Source organism: Glaciibacter sp. 2TAF33 (genome assembly GCF_052114945.1).
Lineage (GTDB): Bacteria > Actinomycetota > Actinomycetes > Actinomycetales > Microbacteriaceae > Cryobacterium.
The window spans coordinates 98,454-109,177 of record NZ_JBFRFS010000014.1 but is presented as its reverse complement, the minus strand read 5'-3'; the positions used below and the strand labels follow the sequence as shown (position 1 = coordinate 109,177).

8 protein-coding genes are annotated in these 10,724 nt (G+C 67.5%); all 8 read left to right on the top strand.

Going from position 1 to position 10,724, the window contains the following annotated elements; genetic code table 11:
* Positions 1-174 precede the first annotated feature (174 nt).
* Positions 175-774 carry a recombination mediator RecR gene (gene recR, locus AB4Y94_RS15305; protein WP_441728808.1) on the top strand — a complete coding sequence of 200 codons (600 nt, stop codon included), beginning with the start codon at positions 175-177 and terminating at the stop codon, positions 772-774.
* Between the two features lie 109 nt (positions 775-883).
* Complete coding sequence (locus AB4Y94_RS15300) at positions 884-2,176, top strand: aspartate kinase (RefSeq protein ID WP_441728806.1); 1,293 nt, start codon at positions 884-886, stop codon at positions 2,174-2,176.
* A 168-nt stretch (positions 2,177-2,344) separates the two neighbouring features.
* Positions 2,345-3,454, top strand: coding sequence for an aspartate-semialdehyde dehydrogenase (locus AB4Y94_RS15295; protein WP_441728805.1), 1,110 nt, complete (start codon positions 2,345-2,347; stop codon positions 3,452-3,454).
* A gap of 673 nt (positions 3,455-4,127) precedes the next feature.
* Entirely contained in the window at positions 4,128-5,426 is a 1,299-nt protein-coding gene (locus AB4Y94_RS15290; protein WP_441728803.1) for an ABC transporter substrate-binding protein, read from the top strand.
* A gap of 9 nt (positions 5,427-5,435) precedes the next feature.
* Positions 5,436-6,395, top strand: coding sequence for a carbohydrate ABC transporter permease (locus tag AB4Y94_RS15285; RefSeq protein ID WP_441728801.1), 960 nt, complete (start codon positions 5,436-5,438; stop codon positions 6,393-6,395).
* Positions 6,392-7,315 (top strand): carbohydrate ABC transporter permease, encoded by a 924-nt coding sequence (locus AB4Y94_RS15280; protein ID WP_441728800.1) that lies wholly within the window; start codon positions 6,392-6,394, stop codon positions 7,313-7,315. The genes AB4Y94_RS15285 and AB4Y94_RS15280 overlap by 4 nt, the downstream gene beginning before the upstream one ends.
* The gene (locus tag AB4Y94_RS15275) at positions 7,312-9,081 is read left to right on the top strand and encodes an amylo-alpha-1,6-glucosidase (protein ID WP_441728798.1); all 1,770 of its coding nucleotides are present in this window, start codon (positions 7,312-7,314) and stop codon (positions 9,079-9,081) included. The genes AB4Y94_RS15280 and AB4Y94_RS15275 overlap by 4 nt, the downstream gene beginning before the upstream one ends.
* Before the next feature lie 289 nt (positions 9,082-9,370).
* Entirely contained in the window at positions 9,371-10,684 is a 1,314-nt protein-coding gene (locus AB4Y94_RS15270) for an ABC transporter substrate-binding protein (protein ID WP_441728797.1), read from the top strand.
* Positions 10,685-10,724 lie beyond the last annotated feature (40 nt).

Sequence of the window (10,724 nt, the reverse complement as noted above, 5' to 3'; positions counted from 1 at the left end):
ACGCCGGCCCGCCCGGCCGCCACCCGGCCGCCGGCCCGCCCGGCCGCCGCCCGGCCGCCGGCCTTCGAAGAGAAGCAGCGCTACGGTGAATCGGTGGTGCGCGAAATCCTCGGCGCCACCTTCCTGGAAGAACAGCCGCACATCTCGGCACCCCGCTCGAGAGGCGAGTAACCCATGTACGAAGGAATTGTCCAGGAACTCATCGACGAACTCGGCCGCCTGCCCGGCATCGGCCCGAAGTCGGCGCAGCGGATCGCATTCCACATCCTGCAGACCCAGACGTTCGACGTGACCAAGCTCGCCAACGTGCTGCTCGAGGTGCGCGAGAAGGTGCGCTTCTGCTCCATCTGCGGCAACGTCTCCGAGCAGGACACCTGCGGCATCTGCCGCGACCCGCGACGCAACCCCGCCTCGATCTGCGTGGTCGAGGAGGCCAAGGACGTCGTCGCCATCGAGCGCACCCGCGAGTTCCGTGGCCTGTACCACGTCCTCGGGGGGGCGATCAGCCCGATCGACGGGGTCGGCCCCGACGACCTCAGCATCCGCCAGTTGATGACCCGCCTCGCCGACGGCACCGTGCAGGAGGTCATCATCGCCACCGACCCGAACCTCGAAGGTGAAGCCACCGCCACCTACCTGTCGCGGCTGCTGACCACCCTCGAAATCCGCGTGACCCGCCTCGCCTCCGGCCTGCCGGTCGGCGGCGACCTTGAATACGCCGACGAAGTCACTCTCGGCCGCGCCTTCGAAGGCCGACGCGTCGTCACCGGTTAGCCGTCTCGCGAGCGGATGCGTACACCGCGTCACATAGCCGCTGCGGAATATCTGAGCATTTAGACTTGACCCGGGCCATGCCCGCGTACCCAACCCCCAGGAGAGCCACGTGAGCTTGATCGTGCAGAAGTTCGGCGGATCATCCGTTTCGGACGCCGAAGGCATCCGGCGGGTGGCCAAGCGCATCGTCGAGACGCGGAAGGCCGGCAACGACGTGGTGGTCGCGGTCAGCGCGATGGGCGACACCACCGACGAGCTTCTCGACCTGGCCCACGAGGTCACGCCGATCCCCGCGCCGCGCGAGCTGGACATGCTGCTGACGGCGGGGGAGCGCATCTCGATGGCGTTGCTCGCGATGGCGATCAAGAGTATGGGTCACGACGCCCGCTCATTCACCGGCAGCCAGGCCGGGATGATCACGGATGCCCACCACGGGTCCGCCCGCATCGTCGACGTCACCCCGGTGCGGCTTCGCGAAGCGCTCGACGAGGGGGCGATCGTCATCGTCGCCGGCTTTCAGGGCTTCAACCGCGACACCAAGGACATCACCACGCTCGGCCGGGGCGGTTCGGACACGACGGCCGTTGCCCTCGCCGCCGCCCTCGACGCCGACGTCTGCGAGATCTACACCGACGTAGACGGGGTGTTCACATCCGACCCGCGCGTGGTGCCGCTGGCCCGCAAAATTGACCGGATCACGAGCGAGGAAATGCTCGAGCTGGCCGCGAACGGCGCCAAGGTGCTCTATATTCGCGCTGTGGAATATGCCCGCAGGCACAACGTGACCCTGCATGTGCGTTCCTCGTTCAACAACAACGAGGGAACCATCGTCTACAACCCCGGCGTGCCCCTGCGGGGCGCCGCTCTGAGGAAAGAGAAGCCCATGGAAGACCCGATGATCGCGGGGGTCGCAGCCGACCTCAGCGAAGCGAAAATCACCGTCGTCGGCGTGCCGGACGTTCCCGGCAAGGCGGCGCACATCTTCAAGATCGTGGCGAAGACGGGCTCCAACGTCGACATGATCGTGCAGAACGTGTCGTCCGCGGCAACCGGGCTGACCGACATCTCGTTCACCGTCCCCATGGCAGACGGTCACCGTGTTCTGCAGGCCCTGGAGTCCGAGAAGGAGGACACCGGCTTCCAGTCGCTGCAGTACGACGACCAGATCGGCAAGCTCGCGCTGGTCGGCGCGGGCATGCGCACCAACTCGGGCGTCTCGGCCAAATTGTTCGAGTCGCTCTCCGACGCGGGCATCAACATCGAGATGATCTCCACCAGTGAGATCCGGATCTCGGTCGTCACCCGCGCAGACAGTATCACCGAGGCGCTGCGTGTCGTGCACACCGCCTTCGGTCTCGATGCCGACGAGGTCGCCCAAGTGCACGGCGGCACCGGCCGCTGAGCGACGCCCGCTCCGGCAGCTCCCGCCCCGCCCTCTCCGTCCCACCCTCCCACCAGCCCCCCGACTCACCGCCCGCGCCGGGGTTCACTCAGGAGCACGCGACCGGATCGGCCCGATTCAGCATGAACACGGGCTGGTTTGCGACAATCTCCCGAGTTAGCCACACGGATGCAGCGACACGTAAGGAACCCAGTGACCAGCACAGCGACCAGCAGCACAGGAATCAACATCGGCGTCGTCGGCGCCACCGGCCAGGTCGGCGCCGTGGTGCGTCGCCTGCTGGAGGAGCGCGATTTCCCGGTCGCCGGCATCCGCTTCTTCGCTTCGGCCCGTTCGGCCGGCACCACGCTGCCCTGGAAGGGCCAGGACATCGTCATCGAGGACGCCAGCACCGCCGACCCGACCGGCCTTGATGTCGCCATCTTCTCCGCCGGTGCCACGCTTTCGAAGGCGCAGGCTCCCCGCTTTGCCGCCGCCGGCGTGCTCGTGGTCGACAACTCCTCCGGCTGGCGGATGGACCCCGAGGTGCCCCTCGTGGTCAGCGAGGTCAACCCCGAAGCCATCAAGCAGGCGGGCAAGGGCATCATCGCCAACCCGAACTGCACCACCATGGCCGCGATGCCGGTACTCAAGGTGCTGCATGACGAGGCCGGACTCGAACGCCTGATCGTCAGCACCTACCAGGCGGTCTCCGGCAGCGGCCTCGCCGGCGCCGAGGAGCTCGCCACCCAGGTGCGCGTTGCCGCGGCCAGTGACAACCTGCTCCAGCTCGTGCACGACGGCGCCGCCGTCACCATGCCCGAGCCGGTCAAGTACGTGCGCCCGATCGCGTTCGACGTCATCCCGATGGCCGGTTCGGTCGTCGACGACGGCTCGTTCGAGACCGACGAAGAGCAGAAGCTGCGGAATGAGTCACGCAAGATCCTCGGCCTGCCGGAGCTCCTGGTCAGCGGCACCTGCGTGCGGGTGCCGGTGTTCACCGGTCACTCGCTGTCCGTGAACGTCGAGTTCGCCCGTCCGCTGTCGGTCGCTCGCGCCGAGGAGCTTCTCGGCGGCGCGCCCGGTGTGGTGCTGACGGATGTCCCCACTCCGCTTCAGGCCGCCGGCCGGGACCCCAGCTTCGTCGGCCGCATCCGCCAGGACCCGGGCGTTCCTAACGGCCGCGGCATAGCGCTGTTCATCAGCAACGACAACCTGCGGAAGGGCGCGGCCCTCAACGCTGTGCAGATAGCTGAACTGATCGCGGCGGATCTCCTCGCCGCCGTGCCCGCCGTCTAGTCTTCCCGCGCGCCCCACGCCCCACGCCCTCCGTTCGCGCTGAGGATTCGGCCACGCGCGGATGGCACGCCCTCCGCGCGTGCAGGAACCCGCAGCGCGAGCGGATGGCGTTTGCGCTGAACGGGGCGGCGAGCGGATGCCGTTTGCGCGGAACCGGCACGCGCGAGCGGATGCCGTTTGCGCGGAACCGGCACGCGCGAGCGGATCCCGTTTGCGCTGAACCGCGCTCGCGTGCAGGAATCCGCGGCGCGGGCGAATGCCGCACCGCTGGGACCGGCGCGCGCCGCAGCCTGAGCGGACGCTCGCCGCCTAGGTGGACGCTCGCAGCCTGGGCGGATGCGTAGCGCCCGCAACCCTGCGACGCCCAAGACACCGAGGCGCCAAAATGGATCGCCCCTGACCATTCGCGCTGAGGATTCGGCCACGCGCGGATGGCAGGCCCTCAGCGCGTGGTCAAAACCTCAGCGCGAGCGGATGTCGCGTGGCCAGAATCGGCGCGCGTGGCCAAAACCTCAGCGCGAGCGGATGTCGCGTGGCCAGAATCGGCGCGCGTGGCCAAAACCTCCGCGCGAGCAGATGCCGCAGCCGGCGCTCGCCGCCCTCTTGACAAGACGGTATGTTGTATACAGAATACAGTAATCGCATTCCGACCCTCAGGAGAGGTAGACACCCCATGACCAGCTTGGTCTCAAAGACGAGAAAGCTCCTCGCCATCGGCGCCGCCACCGCGCTCGCCCTCACCATGGCCGCCTGCAGTGGTTCCGGCGGCAACTCTGACCCCAACACCGTCGTGTGGTCCACCTGGGGCACCCCCGAAGAACTGACGCGCTACGAGGACTTCAACAAGGACTTCATGAAGCGCCACCCCGACATCAAGGTGAAGCTCCAGCCGGTGGCCTCCTACGGCGACTACCACTCGAAGCTCCTCGCCCAGCTCACCTCCAATACGGCGCCCGATGTCTTCTACATCGGTGACGACAAGATCGGCCAGTTCGTCGACGCCAAGGTCCTGATGCCGCTGACCAAACTGATGGACTCCGACGCGAGCCAGACCAAGCCCGACGACTTCTTCCCCGGCCTCTTCGGCGCGGCCAAGACCGGTGACGAGATCTACGCCGCGCCGAACGACTCCAACCCCGACGTGCTCTGGTACGACAAGACGGCGCTGGCCGCTGCCGGCATCACCGACGACCCCGCCGCGCTCGCCGAGGCCGGCGAGTGGACCACCGGGAAGTACCTCGACATGAACGCGAAGCTCAAGGCCGCCGGCCTGACCGGGTCGATGTTCTGGAACTACTGGGCCACCCACTACAGCTGGATCTCCGCGCAGGGCGGCACGGTGTTCGACGACTCGGGCGCGTTCATCGGCAACACCGACACCGCCACTGTCGATGCCACCGAGACACTCGGCAAGAAGTTCCAGGACGGCACCTTCGTCGTCGCAGACACCCTCCCGGAGGGCGCTGGCGCCGACAGCCTCTTCGTCTCGCACAAGGCCGGCTTCTTCTCCCAGGGCCGCTACACCATCGGCACCGTGAAGTCCGCCGGCGAGGAAGCGAGCTACGACATCGTGCGCTGGCCTACCCCCGACGGCGCCGCAGCCCCGACCGGAGTCGCGACTTCGTACCTCGCCATCAATGCGAAGACCAAGAAAACGGATGCCGCGTTCACGTTCTGGACCGAATTCCTCAGTGCCGAAGGCCAGACTTTCCGGCTCCAGGGCGGTGGAAACGCCGTGCCGTCGATCAAGGGTGCCGACGACGTCGTGCTCGAGGACAACTACCCGGCGCACGCCCAGACGTTCCTCGACATGCGCGACATCGGCTTCGAGGACCACCCCACCATCGCGGCGGTCCCTGGCCTGTCCACCGACATCAGCGACCTGATGATGAAGCTCTACCAGGGCAAGGGAGACGCCCAGTCGACACTTGACGCCGTCGCCGATCTGATCGCCGCCAAGAGCAGCAAGTAAGGCCGAGTCATGACCATCGTGCGTAGCTCGACAGCCGGGCAACCACGTCTCGCACCAGCGCCAGGCGGTCTCCGGAAGGAGGCCGCCTGGCGGCGCCGGGACCGCCGATGGGGCTACATCTTCATCGGCCCGCAGGTCATCGGAATGGCGATCTTCGTTCTCGTCCCGTTCGTGGGAAGCCTGGTCCTTGCCTTCGCCTCCTGGGACGGCCTCACCGAACTCACCTGGGTCGGATTCGACAACTTCATCTCCCAGGCGCAGGATCCGCTGCTGATCCGCAGCATCCTGAACACCCTGCTGATCGCACTCATCACGGTGCCGATCGGCCTCGGCTTCTCGGTCGTGATCGCCGTGGCGCTGGAGAAGCTGAAGACCCGCACGCTCTACCTGGTCTTGTTCTTCGCCCCGGTGGTCACCAGCACCGTCGCGGTCGCGATGATCTGGCAGCAGATGCTCCGCGCGGACGGCGTGCTCAGCAGCGTCGTGTGGAAGGCGTTCGGCATCTCCCCTACCGACTGGCTCGGCGATCCGAGGCTTGCCCTCGTGTCCGTCTGCATCGTGTCGATCTGGGCGTCGATGGGGCTCAATGTGATCATCTTCCTGGCCGGGTTGCAGAACATCTCACCGTCGGTCATCGAGGCCGCCAAGCTCGACGGCGCCGGCGCTTTCACGCTGTTCTGGCGCATCCGGATGCCGTTGCTGTCGCCGATCATCTTCTTCTCCTCGGTCATCGCGTTCATCAGCTCGCTGCAGACCTTCGATGTGGTCTTCGTGCTCACGGCCAACGCCGGTCCGGACAACGCCACCCGCACGATCGTTTATCACATCTACGACCTTGGCTTCGGGCGCTTCGAATTCGGTCCATCGAGTGCGGCGGCGGTCATCCTGCTCCTGCTGACGCTCGTGATCACGGCGGTCCAGTTCGGCGTGCAGAAGAAGTTCGTCCACTACGAGGATGGTGCCGAGTGACCCGCATAGACACGGAGATTGACCCGGTTGCAGTCATGACCGACGCATCCGCTGCCGGTTCGGTGACGGGAAAGCCCCCCACCTCGTCGGCGGCGACGCTTACCCGGAAGAGCCTCCTGCATGTGGTTCTCGCCGTCGTCGGCATCGCGATGGTGTTCCCGTTCCTGTGGATGCTGATCACCTCCTTCAAGACGCTGCCGCAACTGCTGCAGGATCCGCTGAGCTTCTGGCCCGCGCCGTGGACCTTCGACAACTATTCCAACGCCTGGGATGCTGCGCCGTTCGCGCAGGCCTACCTGAACAGCATCTACATCACCGTGCTGGCCGTTGTGGGCACCCTGCTGACCGCCTCGATGGCCGGTTACGCGTTCGCCCGGATCAAATTCCGTGGCAGCAGGCTGCTTTTCATCGTGTTCCTCGCGACACAGATGATCCCCAAGCAGGTCACCCTGATCCCGTTCTACCTGCTGATGAGCAACCTCGGCTGGGTGGATTCGCACCTGTCGCTGATTGTTCCAGCGATGATGGTCAATCCGTTTGCGGTGTTCCTGATGCGACAATTCGTCCTCTCTCTCCCGAAGGAGCTCGAGGAGGCCGCGCTCGTCGATGGCGCCGGCCGGTGGCGGATCTTCTGGAGCGTCATCCTGCCCAACCTCCGGCCCGGACTCGGCGCGCTCAGCATCATCGTCGCGCTCGACGTGTGGAACTCCTTCCTGTTCCCCCTGGTCCTGCTGAACAGCCCCGACCTGTTCACCGTCCCGCTGCTGCTCTCGTCGTTCCGCGGCCAGTTCGGCTCGGTGAACTACGGGCTGGTGATGGCCGCATCCGCTGTCGCCACAATCCCGATGCTGGTCGCATTCGTGATCGGCCAGCGCAAGATCATCAGCAGCATGGCCGCCTCGGGGCTGGGCGGTCGATGATGGCGCACCCGACGGATGCCCTCATCGGCCTGGTCACGCCCTTCCTCGATCTGGTGGCCGCCCCGTTCACCCTCCCGCGCTCACGAATCCTCGTGCTCGCGCACCGAGAAGGCGGTCCGGGCGTGGCCGAGCCGGTCACCGCGGTCAGGGTGGCCCTGGCCGAATACGAACGCCCCCTCGATGAGTGCGTGGTCTTCGAGCGGCTGGCCGTGGTCGGCACGGACGGCGCCCCGCTGCCCGTCACCCGGGTGCTGCCGCACCGGATCGAATTCGGCGCGACGGGCACCGGCGGGCTGGTCACCCTGACGTTCGCCGGTCCGCACGCGCTCAGTGTCGGAGCTCACGGCGATGTCACCGCGGAGCTCCGCCTGACGGCGGCGGACGGCGGCCAGCAGACCATCGGGCTCGGCCCCGGCCACGCGGCATCCGTTCAACTCAGGATCGATGCGGCCCGAGTGGTCGGCGTCGCCCGCTCCGGCGCCCACTCCGACCACGAATACGACACCGCTATCGTCTGGACCCAGTGGTTCGACCGCTGCCCGCGGGTGCGCGACGACCTGCAGGCGATGACCGCCTTCTGCTGGTGGGTGCTGGGCGCGAACATCGTCGAACTGCCCGGACAGGGGAGTGCCCGCGCGGTCGTCCCGTCCAAGATCGGGTACGTCGGGCTCTGGCAGTGGGACGCCTACTTCATCGCCGTCGGCCTCCGCCACGGCGACCCCGAACTGGCGCGCGAGCAACTCGACCTCGCACTGCGGTATCCGACAGCGGATGGCCAGCTTCCCGACGTGGTGCATGACGAGGGCGTGCTCGCCTCGAGTGAGGACCTGCCGCCGCACGATCGCGAGACGCTGCGGCGACACGGGTCGAGCGTCGCCGACCCGAACGTTCCGGTGCCGCTGACCAAGCCGCCGCTGGCAGCGTGGGCGCTTCGCCGGGTGTTGGAATCGTCGGGCCCGTGCCGCACCGCGCACCCAGGCGACCCGGTTGACCGCGCCGGCTCAGGCGATCGCGTCGATCCGGAGTGGGTCGACCGGGCCTGGACGACGATCGCCCGATCTCAGGACTGGTGGTTCGCCCACTCCGATGCCGACGGCGACGGGATGCCGGAATACGGGCATCCGTACTCGTCCGGGCTGGACGACAGCCCGATCTTCGACGGGCCGCTGCCCCTGGCCTCGCCGGACCTCGGCGCCTACCTGGTGCTGCAGGACCGCGAGCTGGAGCGGCATTTCGCGGAGCGCGGGGATGCGACCGAGGCGAAGCGTCATGCTGACCGCGCCGCCGCGACGCTGGCCGGGCTGCTGGAGATGTGGGACGCCACCGCCGGGCACTTCGTCGCGCACGCCGGAGCTGAGCGCATCCGCTCGTACGCGGCGGTGAGCCTGCTGCCGCTGCTCACCGGTGATCTTCCCGCCGGGATCGCGTCGACACTGGTCGCCGCGCTGGGCGACCCGCAACAGTTCGGCACCACCTGGACCGTGCCCACCGTGGCGACCAGCGATCCCGATTTCTCGGCGGAGCGGATGTGGCGTGGCCCGGTCTGGGTGAACATCAACGCGCTGCTGGTCGACGGGCTCCGGCGCTCCGGCTACCCGGGTGAAGCCGTGGAACTCGCCGAACGAACCGCCCTGCTGGTCATCCACGGCGGCGGCCCACACGAGTACTTCAACCCGCAGACCGGGCAGAAGGCGCAGACGGCCACGACCTCCTTCGGCTGGTCGGCGGCCCTCTTCATCGACCTAGCCGCCCAGCTCTCCGCCTGACCCCCCGCTCACCCGGCCCACCCGCCCCCGCGAACCTGCACTCGTTGGGGTTATCAGGGCCTCTTAGACCCAACAAGTGCGTTCTCGCGAAACGTGACGCGTGCGGGCCCGCGAAACGTGACGGGCGCGCGTCCCCGAGCCCGGTGACGCGAGAGTGCACTCGTTGGGGTTATCCGGGCCTCTTAGACCCAACAAGTGCGGTTTCGCGGGGCGGGTGAGCGCGTTGACGCGTCGAGCGCCGCCGTGTACTGTATACAATATTCCGCACACTTCGATGAAGAGGTTACACATGAAGGTCCCCCGGTTCCTCCTTCCGGCCGCCGCCCTGGCCGCCGTCACCCTGCTCGCCGGCTGCGCCACAGGCGGCGCAGCGGGCAAACCCGCCGCCCAGCTCGATCCCACCGCGAAGGTCGAAGGCTCCATCACCGTGTGGTCGTGGGACACCGCGGCCGCCGGACTCAAACGGCTCGGCGCCGAATACGAGAAGAGCCACCCCGGCACGACCGTCAAGGTCGTCGACGTCGGGTACGACAACGCGTACGACAAGCTCTCCGTGGGTCTGCAGGCCGGCAGCGGGCTGCCCGACCTCGTCACGATCGAGACGGATCGCGCGCCGGGCTACATCGCCGAATTCCCGAATGGCCTGGCCGACCTCACCCCGGTCCTCGGCGACAAGAAGGCCGACTTCGACCCGTCGAAGTGGTCCGCGGGTTCCGACGCCGATGGCACACTGCGCGTTGCGCCGTGGGACTCCGGCACCGTCGGCCTGTTCTACCGCTCGGACTACCTCGCCGAATCCGGCGTCGACCCCGCATCGCTCACGACCTGGAACGACCTCGTCGACGCCGGCGTGAAGATCAAGGCGGCCACCGGCCACACCCTGATGTCGATCGACGTCTCCAGCGGCGCCACCTTCTCGATGCTGCTCCAGCAGGCCGGCCAGGGCCTGTTCGACGCCGACGGCAAGATCGCCATCACCTCCCCGGAGGCCGTCGAGGCGCTCACCCTGCTCAAGCAGATGAATGACAAGGGCTTGATCAAGAACGTCAAGGGCTGGGACGGCCGGGTCACCGCCACCAAGGACGGCGACTCGGCGGTGCACCCGGAAGCGGTCTGGTGGATCGGCACCCTGACCGGTGAGATGCCGGAACTCGCCGGCAAGTTCGGCATCACCGAACTCCCCGGCTTCAGCGCCGACGGCGCCCGCACCTCGAACAACGGCGGCTCCAACCTGGCCATCCCGGCCCAGGCGAAGAACCCCAATCTCGCGGCGTCGTTCCTCTCGTATGCGTTAGCGGATGCGAAGAGCCAGGTCTCGCTGATGGAGCACGAGGGTCTCTTCCCGTCATACCTGCCGGCGTTGCAGGACAGCTACTTCCAGCAGGCCGACCCGTACTTCTCCGGGCAGAAGGTGTACGAGCTGTTCGCGCAGCAGACCGCCGAGATCCCGTCGGTGAGCTACACCAGCGACAACGCGAAGGCGCTGGACATCGTCGCCAACGCGGTCGTCGCATCCGTCATCAACGGCGCGGACCCGAAGAAGGTCTTGGGCGACGCGGCCAAGCAGATCGCCACTGCCACCGGCCGCACGATCGCCGGCTGAGATGACCGTTTCGGCCCCCCTCGCGCCTGCGCGGCGCGTC